Genomic DNA, 19,631 nt, shown 5'->3' on the forward strand with positions numbered 1-19,631 from the left:
ATTTGTTGAATGGCGGCACGTCGCGGCAAGAGTCAGGCCACCCGTAATTCCAGCCACGCCACACCGGCCTGGGTGTGGCTGCTGCTGGGCCTGCTGATCGGCCTGACGATTTACTTCATCGCTCCCGGATTGATGAAGAAGGACGGCGACGGTTTCTTCCGGCCGCAGCCGAATCCGGACGCGCAGCCGGCGCCGGTGGCCTCGGCCGATGTCGAGGCGGTGGTGCCCGAGTCGGCGGCCAGCGCGTCCAGCCCGACGCCCGCGACCGGCACGGACGCGCAGGCGCCGGCCAAGGAACCCCAGTACGACTTCTACACGCTGCTGCCCGGCAAGGAAGTGCAGATGTCCGATGCCGAACTGGCCGCCAGCGCGCGCGAGGAAGCCGCCCGCAAGGCGCGCGAAGAAAAGGCGGCCGCGGCCACCGGCGCGGCGACAACGCCTGCCGGCGCCACGACGCCCGCAACCGCCGCCACGCCGTCAACCTTGCCGCGCCCGATCGACGAAGCACCGGCCACGGCCGCTGCGGGCGCCTCCAGTCCGGCCGCGGCTGTGCCCTCGGGCAAGCCGACGCCGCCGCGCACGGTGGCCGACGCGGACACCAGCGCGCGCTACATCCTGCAGGCCGGCGCGTTCGGTGCCTCCGGCGACGCCGAGGCCACCAAGGCCAAGATCGCCCTGCTGGGCCTGAGCGCGAGGGTCGAATCCGCGCAGATTGGCGGCAAGACCGTCTACCGCGTGCGGATGGGGCCCTACGGCACCGCCAGCGAACTGGCCGAGGCCAAACAGAAGCTCGCCAGTGGCGGCCTGCCCGCGATGGCCATCAAGGCCCAGTGATCGCGCCGGACTCCCGCAAGCGCCGAGGAGTCCGCATGCCGTATCCCGTTTCGATACCCGCCCGCCACGCGCAGCCCGCGTGGCGGGCTTTCGTTTGCATCCCCATCCGCGCGCCGCAATCTCCGCCGCGCTGAATTCAGAAGGAGCCTCCATGACCCGAACCGCCCTCATCACCGGAGCGACTTCCGGTTTCGGCGCCGCCGCCGTACGTCGTTTCGCCACCGACGGCTGGCGCGTGATCGCCACCGGCAGGCGCGCGGATCGCCTGCAGGCGCTGGTGGACGAACTGGGCAGCGATCGCGTGCACGCGGCGACCTTCGACATCCGCGACGAGGCGGCGATGGATGCCGCGCTGGCCGCGCTGCCGGAAGCCTTCCGCGATATCGACCTGCTGATCAACAACGCCGGGCTCGCGCTGGGCACGGCGCCCGCGCAGTCCGCCGATCTGAACGACTGGCGCACGATGATCGTCACCAACATCGACAGCCTGGTCACATTGACGCGGCGGCTGCTGCCGGCGCTGATCGCGCGCAAGGGCGCCATCATCAACATCAGTTCCATCGCCGGCAGCTATCCCTATCCCGGCGGCAACGTCTATGGCGGGACCAAGGCGTTCGTCACCCAGTTCTCGCTGGGCCTGCGTTCGGACCTGCACGGGACGGGCGTGCGGGTGACCTCGATCGAGCCGGGCATGGCCGAAACCGAATTCACCCTGGTGCGCACGCATGGCGATCAGGGCGCATCCGACAAACTGTACGCGGGCGCGTCGCCGATGACGGCCGGTGATATCGCCGAGACCCTGTTCTGGGTCGCAACGCTGCCTCCGCATCTGAACATCAATCGTCTGGAGTTGATGCCGGTGACGCAGTCGTTCGCCGGGTTCCAGGTGCATCGGGGCTGAAGTTTGCGGGGGCATCGTTTTCCGGACGGCCCCCGTCCGGCGCTGCGCGCCCCCTTCCCCCGCAGGCGGGGGAAGGGCAGATTCGTGGCTTACGCCAGCGGCTCGTCCGACAGGTAGGTGTAGCCGGTCAGACCCGCTTCCAGCGCCGCCGCCATCGCGGCGGCTTCATCGGTCGGCAACTTCGCGTCGGCGACGCGGTTGCGGTAAGCGGTGCGCAGGTCGTCCAGGCGATAGCCGACATAGTCCAGCATCACGTCGGTGGTGTCGCCGCGGCGCTGCTGGGTGAGCAGGTAGCCGGTGCCGGCATCGGCGCTGACTTCCACCGCGTCGGTGTCGCCGAACAGGTTGTGGATGTCACCGAGGATTTCCTGGTACGCGCCGACCAGGAAGATGCCCAGCCGGTAGCTTTCGCCGGACCTGAGCGAATGCAGCGGCAGCGAGGTATCCAGCCCCTCGTTCTCGACATAGGTTTCGACCATGCCATCCGAATCGCAGGTCATGTCGGCAATCACGCCGCGGCGATCCGGCGCCTCGTCCAGGCGCTCGATCGGCAGGATCGGGAAGACCTGGTCGATCGCCCACACGTCCGGAATCGACTCGAACACGCTGAAGTTGACGAAGTACTTGTCCACCAGCCGCTCATTGAGTTCATCCAGCAGGTCGCGGTGGCTGCGCTCGTCGCTGCTCAGGCGTCCGCGCACGGCGTGCGCGATGGCGTAGAACAGATCGTCGATGCGCGCGCGATGGACCAGATCCAGCTGGCCCAGTGCATAAAGGGACAGGCCCTCGCTGTGGTGGTGCTGTGCTTCATGGAACAGCTCCACCGCCGGCCGTTCGTCCAGCTCGGTGTGGATCTCGCGCAGATGGCGGATCACCGCCGGCTCGTCGTCATGCGCGGGCGGCACGCGGCCTTCCGGCGCCTGTTCCACCTCGGCCACGTTGACCACCAGTACCGCGTGGTGCGCGGTCATCGCGCGGCCGCACTCGGTGACGATGCGCGGCGGCGTCAGCCCATGCTGCTCGCAGGCATCGGCCAACGGCTGCACGATGTTGCTGGCGTACTGGTTCAGGCCGTAGTTGATCGAGCAGTAGCTGCGCGAACGGGTACCTTCGTAGTCGATGCCCAGGCCGCCGCCGACGTCGACGTGGGTGATGCTCGCGCCGAGCTTGGACAGTTCGACGAAGTAGCGGGTCGCCTCGCGCATGCCGTTGGCGATGTCGCGGACGTTGGAGATCTGCGATCCCATGTGGAAATGCAACAGACCCAGGCAGTCCTGCAGCCCCGCGTCGCGCAGGTACTTCCACAGATCCAGCACCTGGCGCGGCGACAGGCCGAACTTGGCCTTGTCGCCGCCGCTGTTCTGCCACTTGCCCGCACCCAGGGTGGCTAGGCGCATGCGCACGCCCAGACCCGGCTTGACGCCCAGCTTGCGCGCTTCCTCGATGACCAGCGGCAGCTCGGAGGGCTTCTCCACCACGATGAAGGTCTGCAGGCCCAGCTTGCGCCCGATCAGGGCCAGGCGGATGTATTCGCGGTCCTTGTAGCCATTGCAGACGATGAGTCCGCCGGGGCGCGACAGCGCCAGCACCGCCATCAGCTCCGGCTTGCTGCCGGCTTCCAGGCCGAAGCCTTCGCCGGCGTGCGAGGCCAGCGTGCCGGCCACGCCACGATGCTGGTTGACCTTGATCGGGTACACCGCCGTGTAGCCGCCGCGGTAGTCCCAATCGGCCTGCGCCTGGGCGAAGGCGGCCTGCAGCTTGCCCAGGCGGTCGCCCAGGATGTCCGGGAAGCGCACCAGCAGCGGCAGCTTGGCGCCGTTGGCGCGGGCGGCGTCGACCACGTCCGGCAGCGGAATGACCGGTCCACCGTCACCCTTGGGCGAGACCACCACGCGTCCGGCGGTATCCACGTCGAAATACCCTTCCGCCCAGTGCGGGATGGAATAGGTCTTGCGGGCCTGGTCGGCGGACCACTCGCTCATCGCGGCAACTCGGGCAATTCAAAAGGGCGTGCATTCTAACGCCCCCGCCGCGTCGGTCCGGTTACCGCCGCCGGTAGATCGGTTCTCCCGCGCGTTGGCGGAGCTGGCGCCCCGGGCTGTCGCGCCCGGTGGTGGAAAGCACGGTGAACGGACCGGGCAACGTCAATTGCGCGGCCAGACGCGGGATCCCGGCGGTTTCGCTGACGACCGAGCCCGCCCAGTCCACCACGACCAGGTAGTGGGTGGCGGTCGACAGCCCCGTCTCGGGGCGGGACGCCAGCCAGGCCATGGTGACCTTGTCATGACCTGCCAACATCCGCCGCAGCGTCTGCACCTGGGTGTCGTCCAGTCCATGCGGGAGTACCGCTTCGGCCATCGCCGTGCTTCCGGCGGCGTCTCCCTGCCGGCCCCACTGCACCCGGAGCCGCGCGGCCACGTCATGCAATGGGGCATCGTCGGGAAGCCGCCGGACGCGTTCGTGAAGCGCACGCAGTGCAGGCTCGCCCAGGTCCGGGCTCAGCGACACGGCCCGCTGCAGGTGTTGCAGACCTTCTTCATCCTCACCCTGCCGCAGCAGCCATGCCCCCAGCCGGTACCGCGCCATGGCGTGCGAAGGCAGGCTTTGCAGGCCTTCGCGGTAGTGCGCGGCGACGTCGTATCCCGGGCGGTGGTCCTCCACCAGCGCTGCGTATTCCAGTCCTTCGGCGGGCGAGCGCCGTGGCATGTCCTCCAGCGCCCGCAGGCGCTGCAGATCGTCCTGGGCCTGACGGTACCGCTGTTCCCAGGCCGGTTTGGCATCGGCCCGCCACTCACGGCTGAATCGCTGCTCGAGCCGATCCAGCAGGAGCGGATCCATCAGTGTCCGGGCCGCGGATTGGTCGCCATCCAGGCGCACGTCGGCGGGCTCCATGCCCAGTGCCGAAAGGCGCTGCGCCAGGCCGGGATGGGTATCGTCCACGGCGGGCTCGTGAACCAGCAGCCAGCGCGGAATCCTTCGCCACTCGCGTGCATGCGCCTCGATCTCCTGCACCAGCCGCGCATGCACCTGCACCGGTGGATAGGCCTGCGCCTGGGCACTGCGCTGGATGTCCGGCCAGAACTCGCTTTCCAGCCAATCGTGGGCCAATCCGATCTTCGCCAGCGAGCGCGCCATGGCCGCCGCGCCCACCGCCGCCATCGCCGCTTCGTCGGCCGCGTGTTCCTGCCGGCGCGCCAGCACGAAGCTGCGGACATCGAAGTAGACCGCATACCAGCGAAAGAACCACCGGAACAGCAGGGTGGAAGCGAATCCGTGGTCGCCCAACCCGGCGAGAACCCGGTACCAGCGCATCCGCAAACCGTAGATCCAGGCAGCGAAACGCCCATGCCGATCCTGGAAATGACCGAATTCATGGGCGATGATCGCGGCCAGTTCCTGCCGGTCCAGCAGGTGCAGCAATGGCAGGCCCAGCACCAGGTAGTGGTGCTGCCGCAGGGACCCGGGGCCGTGGGGCACCTGCGCCGCGGCGGCGTTGAGTTGCGCATCGATGATGATGCCCTTCAATGGCGCGGCGCCCAGCGCGCGGCACACGCGTTCCACTTCCTCGCGCAGCGCCGGCGCCTCGTCGGGCGCCAGCAGATGGCCGGCCGGTGCGTCGAACCGGATCCAGACGGCTTTCAGCAATACTGCGCCCGTCATCGCCAGCACCAGGATCGGAATGACGATGTTCCAGTTCCCGGGGGGTCGGACAAGGCAGTAGGCAATCAACGCGATCGCCAGCAGCAGCGTGAAGACGAGCGCGAAGCCGAGCACCGCATAGCCCAGTCCGGCCAGCAGCCCCAGTCTCCAGCGATAGCGCCCCGGCGCCTTTTCGTAGTCGCGTTCCAGCCGCTCGGCCAACTGGCGACGTGCCTCTTCCTTTCGCATCCACATCCCTCCCCGGAGTCCGGATGCTAAAGGATTCCCGCCAGCCCATCACGCCCGTTCCGGTACAATTCGCCTCCCCTCCGTTCACCCGAACCGCCGCAATGACGAACGACAACTGGTACATCGAACACTTCCAGCCCACCGGCTCGGCCATCGGCTATCGCATCACCGGCAAGCTGGACGAGGTGCAGTCGCCGTTCCAGAAGATCGAGATCTACGACACCACCGACTGGGGCAAGTTGATGATCATCGACGGCGCGGTGATGCTGACCACGCGCGACAATTTCTTCTACCACGAGATGATCAGCCACCCGGCGCTGTTCACCCACGCCGCGCCCAGGCGCGTGGTGATCATCGGCGGCGGCGATTGCGGCACCCTGCGCGAGGTGCTCAAGCACCCGGGTGTTGAAAGCGCCACCCAGTGCGACATCGACGAGCAGGTCACCCGCATGTCGGAGAAGTATTTCCCCGAACTGTGCGAATCCAACGGCGACGCGCGCGCCGAACTGCTGTTCGACGACGGCGTGGCCTACATGGCCAACTGCCCGGCCGGCAGCGTGGACATCGTGATCGTCGACTCCACCGATCCGGTCGGTCCGGCCGAAGGCCTGTTCAACAAGGCCTTCTACGAAAGCTGCTTCCGCGCGCTCAAGGACGACGGCATCCTGGTGCAGCAGTCCGAATCCCCGCTGGCGCTGCTGGACCTGATCAAGGAAATGCGCGGCGAGATGGGCAAGGCCGGCTTCACCACCTTCAGGACCCTGCCGTTCCCGCAGCCGTGCTATCCGACCGGCTGGTGGAGCGTGACCATGGCGCGCAAGTCCGGCGGTTTCGACTTCCGCCAGCAGGAGGCCGCCAACAAGGGCTTCGACACGCTGTACTACAGCGCGCACCTGCATGCCGGCGTGCTGGTCGCGCCACCGTTCGTGGCCAAGGCGCTGGGAGAGTGATTCCCGCATCCCGGTGAAAGAAAAAGCCCCGCTCATGCGGGGCTTTTTCTTTGGTGTCCGACCTGAACGTCGCTGTTCGCCCCTGGACGGGCTGAAGGTGCTTACGCCGCCGCCCGAAGTTCGCGGCGAGCGGTTCGACGACGGATTTGAAACCGGACAGCTTGGTCGTGGACAGGCGCATCCGGCGCAGGTCCTGCGGGCGGCCCGGGCGGGCCGCCATGTTCAGTTGTCCGGAAGTGGATCCCATCGCCAAGCCCTTGATTGGATTGGCGAAGCTGTCTCGTAGGCAAGACGCCGACGCCTGAGCATACGGGGGCCTGCGCGGCGCTTCCGCCCGGACTTGACGCTGTCCGTCCTGCTGGCGGATTCGGCGGCGGAATCCGGGTTTCGGCACCGCGGGCGCCTTTCGTCGGGATGGGGCTTGACGGATGCGGGTTGTTCGTACTGTACTAGTAAACATAGTACAGATAGGACACCCGCATGGCCCGACCCCAAGCCCTGATGATCCAGATCGCCACCGGCGATCCGCGCCCGATCGGCAAGCAGATCGTCGATGCCGTGCGGATGAAGATCGCCACCAGCGAGCTGAAGCCCGGCGACCAGTTGCCCAGCGTGCGCGGCCTGGCCCAGCAACTGACCATCAACCCGAACACGGTCGCCAAGGCCTACGCCGAACTGACCACCGAGGGCTGGCTGGAATCGCGCCAGGGCATGGGCCTGTACGTGGCCGAACCACGCCAGCGCCTGAGCGACGCCGAACGCGAGCGCCGCCTGGACGACGCCGTCGGCCGCTTCATCAACGACGTGATCCCGCTGGGTTTCCCGCCTGACGAGGTGCAGGCGCGGGTCGCCCGCGAGTTTCAGCTGCTTGTTCCGCGCAAACGCGCCTGACCCCGACGACTGAACCCTACTTTCCACGAGACCCAGATGGACGCTTCCTCCGACTACGTCATCGAAACCCGCGCGCTGAGCAAACGCTACGGCCGCAAGCTCGCGCTCGACCAGCTGGACCTGGCCGTGCCGCGCGGGCGCATCCACGCCATCGTCGGCGCCAACGGCGCGGGCAAGTCCACCCTGTTCCGCATCCTGCTCGGCTTCATGCCGCCGACCGCGGGCGAAGCGCGCATCCTCGGCCGCGACAGCCAGCGACTGACCCCGGACGACCGCAGTCGCATCGGTTTCGTCAACGAGGAACACACCCTGGCCGGCTGGATGCGCGTGGCCCAGGTCAGCACGATGCAGCGCAACCTGTATCCGCGCTGGAACCAGTCCGCCTTCGATGGCGTGATCGGTCACTACAACGTGCTGCCCGAGCAGAAGATCAGCCAGTTGTCGCGCGGCGAACGCGCCGGCTTCAACCTGGCGCTGGCGCTGGCCCAGGGGCCGGAACTGCTGGTGCTGGACGAACCCACGCTGGGCCTGGACGTCGTCGCCAAGCGTGCGTTCCTCGAATCGCTGATGTACAGCAACGCCACCGACGAATGCACGGTGATCTACTGCTCGCACCAGATGGAGGAGATCGAGCGCGTCGCCGACAACCTGATCATCCTCGAACGCGGCCAGCTGAAGAACATGTCGGCGCCGGAGGATTTCTGCGCGCGGGTCACCCACTGGGTCGCCGACGTGCCGTTCAAGGGTCCCGAGCCGCGCAGCGTGCCGGGCCTGCTGGAAGTGCAACGACTCGACGGCCTGCATCACTACCTGGTGCTCGACCAGGACGATGGCTTCGAACAATTCCTGCGCGACAGCGGTGCGCGCAATGTGCAGTCGATGCCTGTCAGCCTGGACCGTGCCGTCAACGCCTTCCTTGCCAAGAACCACGCCGCGCCGGCCGCGGCCTGAGCGCGCGAACGAGGACACCAACATGATCGACCTGTTCAAGTGCGAGTTGCTGCGCTTCCGCTGGTGGGCGCTGGCTGCCGGCATCATCAACCTCGCCGTACTGGGTTTCCTGAGCCGCATGGTCGACCTGGCGCAGCAACCGCTGGTGGTCTACCAGGTCTTCGCCGCGGTGTACGCCGTGGCCGGCGCTGCGCTGGGCCTGTACCAGATGGGTGCGTATCGCAAACCAAACCAATGGTTGAACCTGCTGCATCGCCCGTTGCACCCCCTGCGCATCGCCGGCGCATTGACCGGCGCGGGCGCGCTGCTGTTGCTGGTCGCGGTCGCCCTGCCGATCGCGCTGGTCGCGACGTACCAGGAAACGATGACCGCGCGCGTGGTCGACCTGCGCCACTGGATGCTGCCGATCGCCGCATGGCTGATCGCGGTGACGGGCTACCTGGCCGGCGCCTACGCGATGGTCGGCAACCGCCGCTATTCGTTTGCCGCTTTCCTGCTGCCGAACCTGTTCATGTATGCGCAGGCCTCCGGCGTCGCCATGCTCGCCGTGCAATGCGCCGCCATCGCCTTCCTCGCCGTACTGCTGGCAATCGCGTTCAAGCCGGACCCGGCCGTGCAGTCGCGCAATCCCCTGGCGGTGCTGGCGGTCGCATTGCCGGTGCAGGTGGGCGCGTATTTCCTGATGTGGATGCTGGGTTTCGGCATCGAATTGTTCTGGACGGTGAGCGGCACCCATCCGCTCAGTTCGCTGGAGCCGCCGAAGGGCGGACACGTCGAGGCCGACCGCGCCGAAGGCAAGGACATGCTGCTGCTGGGCATCGAGAACAGCCGCGATCCCGAGGCCGCGCTGTGGCGCGAGCAGATCGCCCTGTCCGACGTGTACACGCAGTATCCGATGCGCCACCTGCCGGTCCGCAACAGCCTGACCAACCTGTCGCCGCTGGAACTGGGCGATGGCGAGAACAACTTGTGGATGGTGTTCAGCCATGACCGCGCGCGTTTCGTCACCCGTGGCCTGCGCGACCAGCGTGCGCGCGGCGAACTCGGTGTGGGCGCGGCGCAGGCCGAGTTTCCGGCGCCGACCATGCCGATCGGTGCGGTCTACCTGTTCAACGCGCATGCGGCCTACCAATACGACAGCGAACAGAAGCTGATGTTCGAACGCATCCGCCTGCCGCAGGGCGAGGTGATGACCGTCCCGCCGGAACCGGCAGGCGACAACATCGTGGTGCTGAGCAACCGCGCCGCCTATTTCTATCCCGGCCGCGAGGCGATGAGTGGACTCGACCTGCTGCAGCCGCTGATGCGCGTGCCGATGCCGGGCCCGGTCGGCAACCTCAGCCGGATGGATATGATCGAACTGCTGGATGGCTACCTGGTGTCGTTCACCTACACCTGGGGCGTGTGGAGCGGCGACCTGCAGCACCCGTACCAGATGATGTTGCAGGTGGACGGCAAGGGCCATGCGCGTGAAGTCGCGCGCCGGGCGATCCGCAACGACCTGCCGGTGGCCTACACCGACCGCAATACCTGGCTGTCGCCGGTGCTGCGCGCGATCTGCCTGGGCGCACAGGGCCTGTTCGCGGCGGACGATCCGCTGACGGCGAAGCCGCAGCCGGTGTCGCAACGCATTCTGGTGCTGGCCGCGGTGTGCTGCCTGCTGGCGCTTCTGGGCGCGATCTGGCTGAGCGCGCGCCAGCAGCATTCGCCGCGCGGTCGCTGGGCATGGGTGCTGCTGTGCGGCGTGGTCGGCCTGCCAGCGCTGGCCAGCCTGTGGCTGATGTACCGGCGCCGCGAAACCTTGCCGATGGCTGCGCCGAGTGCGCTGCCGGTCCCGGCCTGAGCGGAACGGAGATCATCGAAATGACCTTCCCGAAACTCCTGGCGGCGCTGGCCTGCACCCTGTCGTTGTGGGCGGCGATGCCCAGCCGCGCCGACGATGCCGGCGGCTTGCGCGCGGCGATTGGCGTCGAGCGCGCACGCGCACCGGCGCCGCACTATCCGCGTGCTGCGTTCGAGCCATCGCGTGTGCTGCAATCGGTGCGGCTGTCGCCCGATGGTCGCCATGTCGCCTACCTGCGCCAGCGGGGCGAACAGCGCAGCGTGTGGCTCCTGCCAACTGCCGGCGGAGTCGCGCGCCAACTGCTGGCGCGCACCGAAGCGGATGAGCTGCTGTGGTCGCGCGATGGTCGCTGGCTGTTCATCAAGGCGCGGCGCTCGTTGCTGAGCCTGTCGATCGAAGGCGGCAGCGGTGTGCGTATCGCGCTCGACAATCCGCGCGCCGTGATCCGGGTCGATCCCTCGCAACCGGCGGCTGTGGTGCTGCGCGAACGCGTGCGCACGCCCACCGGCGAGCGCTGGCCGGTGGTGCGCCGGGACGCGCACGGGCGGCGCACGCTGCTGCGCGACGACGATCGCTTCGTCCACGACGTCGCACTCGATGCGCGCGGGCAGCTGGTCGCGTTGCTGCGCTTCGACGGTGACCACGATGCGCTCTACCGCGTCAACGCCGCCGGGGACCTGCGCGAGCTGGCGCGCTGGAACGTCATCCGTGAGCAGGCCGCTCTGCTGGCCGCGACGCCGCAGGGCGATCTGTTCCTCGACGGCGATACCGGCGGCAACTTCCGGCGCGTGCTGCGGGTGGATCGTGATGGGGTGCTGCATACCGTGCATGCGGATCCGCGTGGCGAGGCCGACCTCGACCAGGTGGTGCTCGACCCGGCCACGCAACTTCCGGCGGTCGTGAGTTACCGCAGCACGGTGGCGGCGACCTACGGACTGGGCGCAGCGCAGGCGCAGGTCGCGGCAATCGGCAAGCGTTTCCCCGGCCGCGATATCGGAATCGGCATCGGCGATGGCCCCGATGCGTATTGGCTGGTGTCCGAGCGCGCCAGCACGCTGCGCGACGCCAGGTGGCATCTGTACGATCCACGCAGCGGACGCATCCGCCGCATCCTCGAACAGGACGCGGAGGCCGCGCTGCCGCTGCCGGAGGCCGCGTTGGCGCGCAAGCTGCCGTTCGCCTATCGCGCTTCCGACGGCATGTTGGTGCGCGGGTTCCTGTTGCTTCCGCCGGGCAAAGATCCTGCGCGCGTGCCGCTGGTTGCCTTCGTACACGGCGGCCCGATCAATCATTTCCATGCCGACGATTACGAAGGCATCGCCCAACTGCTGGCCAATCGCGGCTACGCGGTGTTCGAGTCCAACTTCCGCGGTTCCACCGGACACGGACGCGACTATGCGCTGGCGCCGCATGGCGACTACGGCAATGGGCGCGTGCAGCAGGACATCGTCGAAGGCACGCGCTGGCTGCTGGCGCATGGCGTCGGCGATCCGCAACGGGTCGGCATCACCGGCCATTCGTTCGGCGGTTATTCGACCCTGCTCGGTGTGACCTTCCAGCCCGACCTGTTCAAGGTCGGCGTTGCCGGAGCGCCGCCGGCGGACTTCGGCTGGTCGATGCGCTGGCTGCACGAGTCCGGCAACCAGGGCGCGCGCCCGGACCGTTCGCTGGCGGCATCGATGCGCCTGCTCGGGATCGATGTCGACGACCCGGCGAGTTATGCCCACCTGCGCGAGCAGTCGCCCCTGGCCAACGCCGGCAAGTTGCGCCGCCCCTTGCTGCTGCTGGCCGGTGGCGAAGACCGCACCGTGCCGATCCGCGAAGTGATCAGCTATGCCGCCGTGCTGCGCCGGCTGGACAAGGACGTGAGCCTGTACGTCGAGGCCGATGGCGGGCATTCGCCGAGCGAACCGTTGCCGCGCGAAGCCTACGTCTACCTGATGGAAACCATGTTGCACCGTTATCTCGGCGGCGCCAAGCCGGACGCACCGAGCCCGAAGTTGCGCGACTACCTGAAGCCGTCGCTGCGCGTGGCGGGCAAGGACGTCGAATTCCTGCCGAAGCGCTAGCGCGACGCAGGCGCGGTCCCCCGCAAACAGCAAGGGCGCCGGATCGACCGGCGCCCTTTTCGTTTCCAACACTGGATCGGCAATCTAAAACTGCCGCCGGCAACAACTTCTCCGGTTCCGGCTGCGCGTCGACGACCCGTTCGCCCTCGCGTACGTCGATGCCGCCCTTCGTGTCGAAGGTCCCTGAACGATCAGATCGTCGACGCGAGCCGTCGGGTTTTCCGGCTCAATCCCGCTCGCAGCCCGCGCCGGTACAGGTCAGCGTATTGAAGTCGTAGAGCGTTGAATGACCCAGCGTGCCCTGCGGGCGTGGCACTCCCTTGGGCACGAAGAAGGTCCCGGAATGCGCCCCGTACAGGCCTTCCGGCAGGGTGAATGCCTTCAGGACCACGTAGCCGTTGTGCAGACTGATATGCCCCGCGGGCCGCCCGCCGGCGATCGGCGGGACATCCGCCTTCGGTTGCGCGCTGCGCGCGGCCAACCACGCATTGGCGTCGGCCTGGCTGGCCTTGCGCACCCAGCCCCGCGACTCGGCATAGGCCAATCCCGCCTCGCCGGCCAACTGCGCGTCGGCGATGCGGAAACTTTCATCGGGCCGCGCCCCGGCGTCGGTGATGAGCCCGCCGGCATCCCCCAGCGCGTCACCGACCAGCACGCGCCCCTGTTGCGCCAGATACACCATGTCCACCGGGCGCCCGAAGGCACGGCGCGCGATCGGATTGAGCGTCTGCGCCCGTTCGGCGCTGACATAGAAGTAGCCGCAGGGTCCCTTGTTGTCGTACGTGCTGATCAGCACCGGCACATCCTTGGGCAAGCCGGTCACCACCTGGCGGTGATAGCCGCCGATCAGCACGGCGGCGATGCGGGTGCCGCGTGACCAACCCACGTGCCAGATGGTCGGATCGTAGCTGCCGAGCATCAGGATCACCGGGGCGCCGGGATGGTTCACGGCCACATCGATGCGACCGGCTTCGTTGCCGCTCTGATCGATCTGGAAGCCGAGATCGCGGCCGCCGTAAGCGCCTGCGGCGAACACTTTCGCCGGCTTGCCGGTGGCGAGCATCGGCAGGACGCATTCCGAGGGTGGAGTTTCCGGGGGCTGCGCCGGCGCCTCGAAGGAAAACGGAATCGTGCCGGAGGCATCCGCGACGGGCGCCGGGGTAGCGATGGACCCGGAAGCGGCCGAAGTGCCCGGCGGCGACGCCATCGTCTCCGTCATGTCCACCCCTCGGGTCGTCGGGGCCGTGGCTTCGGGCGCTGCCGCCCGATCCGAAGGAACTGGTGTTTCCTCCGCCTGGGCCAATCCGGCTGAAGACAGGTCGCAGCCGCCCGACAGCATGGCACCCGACAGCAGGGCGAGCGCGAACCCCCATCCGTTTTTCGTCGACATTCCGCTGTCCCCCGACAACGCTTCCCTATCCGGTTCTAGAGCGCATCCGCATCCAGTTCGCCGGTGCGGATCCGCACCACCCGCTCCAGGTCGTAGACGAACACCTTGCCGTCGCCGATCTTGCCGGTGCCTGCGGCCTTGACGATCGCCTCGACCACCGATTCGACCTGTTCGTCGGTCACCGCCACTTCCAGCTTCACCTTGGGCAGGAAGTCGACGACGTACTCGGCGCCGCGATACAGCTCGGTGTGGCCCTTCTGCCGGCCGAAGCCCTTGACCTCGGTGACGGTGATGCCGGCGATGCCGGATTCGGCGAGTGTTTCGCGCACGTCATCCAGCTTGAACGGCTTGATGATGGCCATGATCATCTTCATCGGGAGTGTCTCCGGAAATGCTGGCGGCAGCATATCGCGGTTGCGGGCGACGCGGGGGTCGGGTTCAATGACGGCCTGCGCCGGCGGAATTTTCCGATGGCGCGAAGCGGTGAACCCCGATGGCCGGGATCCCACCCGGATGCCATGCTCGGCTTCACTGCCGGAGACCCCCATGATCGATCTCAACCATCTCGACGACCTCGCCCGCCGCCTCAGCGATCTGGTGCCCCCGGGACTGCGCGAATCCCGCGAGGAACTGCAGCAGGCCTTCAAGGGCGCGCTGCAGAGCGGCCTGTCCCGGCTGGACCTGGTGACCCGCGAGGAATATGAAGTCCAGCGCGCGGTGCTGCTGCGCACGCGCGAGAAGCTCGAAGCCCTGGAACGCACCGTCCAGGCACTGGAAGCGGCGCCGCCCGCCTCCACGCCCGCCGCCCAGTCCTGATCCCGCCGCCATGAGCCTGGCGCTGGTGCACAGCCGTGCACGGGCGGGCGTGGCCGCGCCTCCGGTCCGGGTGGAGGTGCACCTGTCCGGCGGTCTCCCGCAGACCCACATCGTCGGTCTGCCCGAAGCGGCGGTGCGCGAGGCCCGGGATCGCGTGCGCGCGGCCATCCTCTGCTCGCAGTTCGAGTTCCCGGCCCGCCGCATCACCGTCAACCTGGCGCCGGCCGATCTGCCCAAGGACGGTGGCCGTTTCGATCTGCCGATCGCGCTCGGCATCCTGGCCGCGAGCGGACAGATTCCACGCGACGCGCTGGCCGGATACGAGTTCCTCGGCGAGCTCGGGCTGACCGGCGAACTGCGTGGCGTCGATGGCGTGCTGCCGGCCGCGTTGGCCGCGGCGCGGGCAAAGCGGAGCCTGATCGTCGCCCCGGCCAATGGCGCGGAAGCGGCGCTGGCCCGCGAGGGCCACGCGCGCACCGCGCGCACCCTGCTGGAGGTCTGCGCCGCGCTGGGCGGCCAACGCGAATTGCCGATCGCCGAGACGCCGGTTGCCGATGCCGCGTTCATTCCCGATCTGGTCGATGTGCGGGGACAAGTGCAGGCGCGTCGCGCGCTGGAAGTGGCGGCAGCCGGCAACCACCATCTGCTGCTGGTCGGTTCACCCGGCTGCGGCAAGACCCTGCTGGCCTCGCGCCTGCCGGGTCTACTGCCGGAAGCGAGCGAAGCCGAAGCACTGGAAACCGCCGCCATCGCATCGATCAGCGGGCGCGGACTGGATCCCGCGCGCTGGCGGCAGCGCCCGTTCCGCAGCCCGCACCACACCGCCAGCGCGGTGGCGCTGGTGGGCGGCGGAGCGGAACCGCGTCCGGGCGAAATCTCGCTCGCGCACAATGGCGTGCTGTTCCTGGACGAATTGCCCGAGTGGGATCGGCGCGCGCTGGAAGTCCTGCGCGAACCCCTGGAGTCCGGCACCGTGTCCATTTCGCGTGCGGCGCGCAGCGCGGAGTTTCCAGCGCGGTTCCAACTGGTGGCGGCGATGAACCCCTGCCCCTGCGGCTGGGCCGGCGACAGCAGCGGGCGCTGCCGCTGCTCGGGCGATGTCATCCAGCGCTATCGCAGCCGTATTTCCGGTCCGTTGCTGGACCGCATCGATCTACATGTGGAAGTGCCGCGCCTGCCGCCGCGCGAGCTGCGCCCGGACTCGCCCGCGGGCGAGTCCAGTACGGAGGTACGCCAACGGGTCGAGCGAGCGCGCGCGATCCAGTTGGACCGCGCCGGTCGGCTCAACGCGCAGCTGGGCCAGGCGGAAACACTCTCGCTGTGCCGGCTCGGCGATTCCGACCAGGCGCTGCTGGAACACGCCATCGACCGGCTCAGGCTGTCCGCCCGATCCATGCAGCGCATCCTGCGGGTCGCGCGGACGATCGCCGATCTGGCGGGCGCCGGCGGCATCGATACCTCCCATCTGACCGAGGCGTTGGGATATCGGCGGATCGATCGGGGCGGACCGTAGATCCACCGCCTGGCTGGAATGGGCCGTGCCGCGCCCCAGGTATCCGGCTCCCAAGAACGGGAATCGACACCCATCGCACCCAAGCACGCACATTAAATTTTTCTTACCGGTGGCGGAAGCGCACGCTCCGCGCCTCACTAGTTCTTAGTTGCCGTACTCCCGCGCGGCGCATCGAGAACAGAATCCCATGGTCCGCTACAAGAAGTTCCTGCTCACCGGTGCGGTGCTCGCCGCGCTGGCCACCGCTTCGCACGCGCAAGCGCAGATACGCCGATTCGACGTCCCTGCACAGCCGGCGGTAAGTGCCATTCCCGAACTGGCGCGCCAGGCGCAGTTGCAGATCATGGCCCCGGCCGATGCCCTGAAAGACGTCCAGACCCAGGCCATCAGCGGCGACATGGACGTGCGGGAGGCCCTGCGCCGATTGCTGTCGGGTACGAACCTGGAAATCCAGTCGGACGACGGCAACGTCATCATCCTTCGCGCGAAGCCTCCCGTACCTCCCCGGCAAGCGACCGGCAACGGTTCCATCAGCGGTCGCGTGTTCGATCCGGCGACCGGCGAATACCTGCGCAACGCGCGCGTGAAGATCGATGGCCGCCAGGTGGCCACTTCCGGCGACCGGGGCGAGTTCCGGATCGCCGACGTGCCAGCCGGCGTCCAGCGCGTGACCGTGGAATACACGGGTTTCGGCGCGGTGCAGCAGGAAGTGGAAGTGCGCTCTGGCGAGGCCAGCGAGCCGCTCTTCGAGCTGTACAGCACCGCCACCGCCAGCGACGGGGCCGCCACCCTGGACACCGTGCAGGCAGTGGGCGCGCGTGAAGGCGACGCGCGCGCGATCATGGAACAGCGCGCCTCGATGAACATCACCAACACCCTGTCCGCCGACAGTTTTGGTGAAATCGGCGACGGCAATCCGGGCGAGTTCCTGAAGTACATGCCGGGCGTGGACTTCGATGTCGTGGCCGACGACGCACCGCGAAACATCTCCCTGCGCGGCCTGCCGGCCAAGTACACCGGCGTGACGCTCAACGGCATCAGCCTGCCGGGCATCGACGCGAATTCATCCAGCTCGCGCACTTTCAGCTTCGAGCAGTCGGCGCTGGCCGGCGTGGACTCGATCAACATCTACAAGACCACCAGCGCCGACATGGATGCCAATGCGCCGGCGGGAACCATCGACATCCGCACCAAGCGGGCGTTCGACCGCAAGGGCCGCAACATCACCATTTCACTGGGCGGCACCACCCACGCCGGGCTGTGGGACGGCAAGAACACCGGCTGGATGGAAGGCGGATACGACACCAAGTTCCTGCCCGCCAGCACCATCACCTATTCGGACGTGTTCTTCGAAAATCGGCTCGGCATCGCCGCCGGCATCAGCAGCGTGACGAACCTCGTGGAGCAGACCCAGATCACCTCAGGGCGCAACTACGTGTCCACGGCGACCAGTCCGTATCCCTATGCGGTGACCTCCATCGGCGCCTCCGGCTACGACCGCGAATACAACCGCCGCGTGGCCCAACTGGCCGTAGATTTCAGGGCCACGGACCAGTTGATCCTGTCGCTGGCGGCCAACGTCAGCCGCGGCGACATCGACCCGAACAACATCAGCCCGACCTTCAGCAACGCGCGCGCCACGGCCGCCAACCCGCACGAGGGCGATCCGTCGCTGGCCTGGACCACCCGCTATCCGGCCACCACCAACACGCTGGATTTGAACAACACCTATACCTACAAGATCGGCTACTCGCGCAACTTCGTGCCGAGCTTCGTCTGGAGCACCGAAAATTTCAAACTGGACGGCAGCCTGTTCTCGGCCCGGTCGGACAGCCGGTACGCCTCGGGCCGGAAAGGACAGGTGTCCGATGTGCTCAATGCGGTCACCGCGCGCGGAAACTACAGCGCCTCGCGAAGCGATTGGATGCACCAGGACTGGCAGATCCAGCAGATCGACGGTATCGACTGGTCCAGCCCGGACGCCTACAGCCTAGGATCGTACAGCGGCGCGCTCGGCGCCTCGACCCGCCCTTCCATCCGCACCACCAGTGGCAGCACCGCCGAGTTGGACTATCGCGGCGGCACGCTGAACTTCGAGTTCTACCAGGACATCGGCGAGGTGCCCGTCACCTGGAAGACGGGCGCCAAGGCCACCCGCGCCGGCTATGAATTCGGCAACGTGTCCGACGCCAACATCTGGACCTACAACGGTCTGCTGACCAACACCGAATTCCTGCGTGCCGTGCAGAGCGAGAACGACTGGCACAGCGGTGAATCCGGCATGACGGTCCGGACCCTGGGCGGCGGCGATCTGTACGTGTACAGCCTGGCCAAGATCTACCGGATGATGCAGGCCAACCCGGAACAGTGGGTGCACAGCGAAACCGCCGCGCAGTGGTACAACGCCAATATCGCCAACGTCAACCAGATGGATGAGGACATCAATTCGATGTACCTCATGGGCACGGCCGAATTCACCGACAAGCTGAAGGTCCAGGCCGGCGTGCGCTGGGAACAGACCAAGACCACCAGCCACGACTTCGATCCGCTAAGCTCCGAAGAAGTCGCCGCCGCCGGCTACGCGGTATCCGCCAGCACCGGCCGCGCCACCACCGTCGATGGCCTGAAGTACCAGTACCTGACGCGCCCGCGCAAGGAAGTCGAAGGCAGCTACCGCGATTTCTTCCCCAGCGCTTCGATCAAGTACAGCTTCTCCGACAGCTTCGATATCCAGGCAGGCTACAGCAAGACCATCCTCCGTCCCGAGGTCGGCGACCTGGCGGGCGTCTGGTCGGTGACCTACGGCAGCGAGGACGGCAACGTGCTGGTCGCGCCGAACGCCAACCTGGAACCGGAATACTCGGACAACCTGTCCATCCGCGCGGTGAAGTACTTCGAGCCGGTAGGCTTGGTGGCGTTCGGCCTGTTCCACAACCGGATCAAGAACCTGATCAGCGACGTCAGCATGACGCCGGAAGAGTTCGGCTACGACGGCGACGAGCCGGTCGACATGGTCGCCACCCGCGCCAACCTGCAGGACGACATCAGTGTCAACGGCTACGAATTCGAGTTCAACCATGCCATGGACTACCTGCCGGGCGCGCTGAGCGGCCTCACCATCCGCGGTTCCTACACCCACACCAATCCTTCGGTGGTGATGTCGCGCGTGGCACAGCAGGTGGCCGGTCTCGGCCTGGCCTGGAAGTACGGTCCGGTGCGCCTGAACCTCAACACCGTGTGGAGCGACGAAAAGGATCGAGGGCCAACCGGCTCGATCAGCGTCAACAACGGCAACGGCGCCTACTCGCTGACGCAGGAACAGCCGTTCGACGACTACCTCGAAGTCAACATGTCCGGCAGCTACACCTTCGTCAGGAAGACCCCGGACAACTGGTTCGGCGTGGAAGCCTATTTCACCGCGAACAACCTGTTCAACCAGAACCGCGGGACCGTGTACTCCAATGGTCCCGTCGGCTTGGGCGCGGGCGGCCATCACAGCCAGATCTACATCACCAGCGGGCGCCGGGCCTCGCTCGGCATCCGCATCCGCTTCTGACCACGACATCCGCCGGTCGAGCGCCCTCG

The 19,631-nt window shown here is 67.5% G+C and carries 14 protein-coding genes; 10 read left to right on the forward strand and 4 right to left on the reverse strand.

Annotated elements, in window-relative coordinates:
- Positions 1-9 precede the first annotated feature (9 nt).
- Positions 10-834: an SPOR domain-containing protein gene (locus AC3DEZ_RS00120; protein WP_488386386.1), complete on the forward strand. Its 825-nt coding sequence runs from the start codon at positions 10-12 to the stop codon at positions 832-834.
- A gap of 151 nt (positions 835-985) precedes the next feature.
- Entirely contained in the window at positions 986-1,735 is a 750-nt protein-coding gene (locus tag AC3DEZ_RS00125; protein WP_488386387.1) for an SDR family NAD(P)-dependent oxidoreductase, read from the forward strand.
- A gap of 89 nt (positions 1,736-1,824) precedes the next feature.
- Here the strand turns inward: AC3DEZ_RS00125 and speA are convergent, their stop codons facing one another.
- Entirely contained in the window at positions 1,825-3,717 is a 1,893-nt protein-coding gene (gene speA, locus AC3DEZ_RS00130) for an arginine decarboxylase (RefSeq protein WP_488386388.1), read from the reverse strand.
- Positions 3,718-3,778: 61 nt separating this feature from the next.
- Positions 3,779-5,623: a M48 family metallopeptidase gene (locus tag AC3DEZ_RS00135; protein WP_488386389.1), complete on the reverse strand. Its 1,845-nt coding sequence runs from the start codon at positions 5,621-5,623 to the stop codon at positions 3,779-3,781.
- Between the two features lie 101 nt (positions 5,624-5,724).
- Between AC3DEZ_RS00135 and speE the strand changes: the two genes are divergently transcribed.
- From speE to AC3DEZ_RS00160, 5 genes are all read left to right on the forward strand, one after another.
- Complete coding sequence (gene speE, locus AC3DEZ_RS00140) at positions 5,725-6,573, forward strand: polyamine aminopropyltransferase (RefSeq protein WP_488386390.1); 849 nt, start codon at positions 5,725-5,727, stop codon at positions 6,571-6,573.
- A 480-nt stretch (positions 6,574-7,053) separates the two neighbouring features.
- Positions 7,054-7,464, forward strand: coding sequence for a GntR family transcriptional regulator (locus AC3DEZ_RS00145; protein WP_488386391.1), 411 nt, complete (start codon positions 7,054-7,056; stop codon positions 7,462-7,464).
- A 36-nt stretch (positions 7,465-7,500) separates the two neighbouring features.
- Positions 7,501-8,415 (forward strand): ABC transporter ATP-binding protein, encoded by a 915-nt coding sequence (locus AC3DEZ_RS00150; protein WP_488386392.1) that lies wholly within the window; start codon positions 7,501-7,503, stop codon positions 8,413-8,415.
- 22 nt (positions 8,416-8,437) lie between these two features.
- On the forward strand, positions 8,438-10,258 hold the full coding sequence (locus AC3DEZ_RS00155) for a hypothetical protein (protein WP_488386393.1): 1,821 nt from the start codon (positions 8,438-8,440) through the stop codon (positions 10,256-10,258).
- A 20-nt stretch (positions 10,259-10,278) separates the two neighbouring features.
- Positions 10,279-12,327: a S9 family peptidase gene (locus AC3DEZ_RS00160; protein ID WP_488386394.1), complete on the forward strand. Its 2,049-nt coding sequence runs from the start codon at positions 10,279-10,281 to the stop codon at positions 12,325-12,327.
- Positions 12,328-12,553: 226 nt separating this feature from the next.
- Here AC3DEZ_RS00160 and AC3DEZ_RS00165 read toward each other — a convergent pair whose 3' ends face one another.
- Positions 12,554-13,546, reverse strand: coding sequence for a hypothetical protein (locus AC3DEZ_RS00165; protein WP_488386395.1), 993 nt, complete (start codon positions 13,544-13,546; stop codon positions 12,554-12,556).
- A gap of 206 nt (positions 13,547-13,752) precedes the next feature.
- Positions 13,753-14,091 carry a P-II family nitrogen regulator gene (locus AC3DEZ_RS00170; protein WP_447103819.1) on the reverse strand — a complete coding sequence of 113 codons (339 nt, stop codon included), beginning with the start codon at positions 14,089-14,091 and terminating at the stop codon, positions 13,753-13,755.
- Between the two features lie 172 nt (positions 14,092-14,263).
- Here AC3DEZ_RS00170 and ubiK point away from each other — a divergent pair, with 172 nt between their 5' ends.
- The 3 genes from ubiK to AC3DEZ_RS00185 all read left to right on the forward strand — a co-directional run bounded on the left by ubiK (position 14,264) and on the right by AC3DEZ_RS00185 (position 19,602).
- Positions 14,264-14,533 carry a ubiquinone biosynthesis accessory factor UbiK gene (gene ubiK, locus AC3DEZ_RS00175; protein WP_447103820.1) on the forward strand — a complete coding sequence of 90 codons (270 nt, stop codon included), beginning with the start codon at positions 14,264-14,266 and terminating at the stop codon, positions 14,531-14,533.
- 10 nt (positions 14,534-14,543) lie between these two features.
- Positions 14,544-16,046, forward strand: a complete 1,503-nt coding sequence (locus tag AC3DEZ_RS00180) for a YifB family Mg chelatase-like AAA ATPase (RefSeq protein WP_488386396.1) — start codon at positions 14,544-14,546, stop codon at positions 16,044-16,046.
- Between the two features lie 187 nt (positions 16,047-16,233).
- Positions 16,234-19,602 carry a TonB-dependent receptor domain-containing protein gene (locus tag AC3DEZ_RS00185; protein ID WP_488386397.1) on the forward strand — a complete coding sequence of 1,123 codons (3,369 nt, stop codon included), beginning with the start codon at positions 16,234-16,236 and terminating at the stop codon, positions 19,600-19,602.
- The last annotated feature ends 29 nt before the right edge of the window (positions 19,603-19,631 follow it).

It is taken from the genome of Pseudoxanthomonas sp. 134C1, from assembly GCF_057773065.1.

Excerpts from the sequence above, each read along its gene's own strand:
- AC3DEZ_RS00120 (WP_488386386.1), top strand. The coding sequence starts at position 10 with ATGGCGGCACGTCGCGGCAAGAGTCAGGCCACCCGTAATTCCAGCCAC.
- AC3DEZ_RS00125 (WP_488386387.1), top strand. The coding sequence starts at position 986 with ATGACCCGAACCGCCCTCATCACCGGAGCGACTTCCGGTTTCGGCGCC.
- speA (WP_488386388.1), bottom strand. The coding sequence starts at position 3,717 with ATGAGCGAGTGGTCCGCCGACCAGGCCCGCAAGACCTATTCCATCCCG.
- AC3DEZ_RS00135 (WP_488386389.1), bottom strand. The coding sequence starts at position 5,623 with ATGCGAAAGGAAGAGGCACGTCGCCAGTTGGCCGAGCGGCTGGAACGC.
- speE (WP_488386390.1), top strand. The coding sequence starts at position 5,725 with ATGACGAACGACAACTGGTACATCGAACACTTCCAGCCCACCGGCTCG.
- AC3DEZ_RS00145 (WP_488386391.1), top strand. The coding sequence starts at position 7,054 with ATGGCCCGACCCCAAGCCCTGATGATCCAGATCGCCACCGGCGATCCG.
- AC3DEZ_RS00150 (WP_488386392.1), top strand. The coding sequence starts at position 7,501 with ATGGACGCTTCCTCCGACTACGTCATCGAAACCCGCGCGCTGAGCAAA.
- AC3DEZ_RS00155 (WP_488386393.1), top strand. The coding sequence starts at position 8,438 with ATGATCGACCTGTTCAAGTGCGAGTTGCTGCGCTTCCGCTGGTGGGCG.
- AC3DEZ_RS00160 (WP_488386394.1), top strand. The coding sequence starts at position 10,279 with ATGACCTTCCCGAAACTCCTGGCGGCGCTGGCCTGCACCCTGTCGTTG.
- AC3DEZ_RS00165 (WP_488386395.1), bottom strand. The coding sequence starts at position 13,546 with ATGACGGAGACGATGGCGTCGCCGCCGGGCACTTCGGCCGCTTCCGGG.
- AC3DEZ_RS00170 (WP_447103819.1), bottom strand. The coding sequence starts at position 14,091 with ATGAAGATGATCATGGCCATCATCAAGCCGTTCAAGCTGGATGACGTG.
- ubiK (WP_447103820.1), top strand. The coding sequence starts at position 14,264 with ATGATCGATCTCAACCATCTCGACGACCTCGCCCGCCGCCTCAGCGAT.
- AC3DEZ_RS00180 (WP_488386396.1), top strand. The coding sequence starts at position 14,544 with ATGAGCCTGGCGCTGGTGCACAGCCGTGCACGGGCGGGCGTGGCCGCG.
- AC3DEZ_RS00185 (WP_488386397.1), top strand. The coding sequence starts at position 16,234 with ATGGTCCGCTACAAGAAGTTCCTGCTCACCGGTGCGGTGCTCGCCGCG.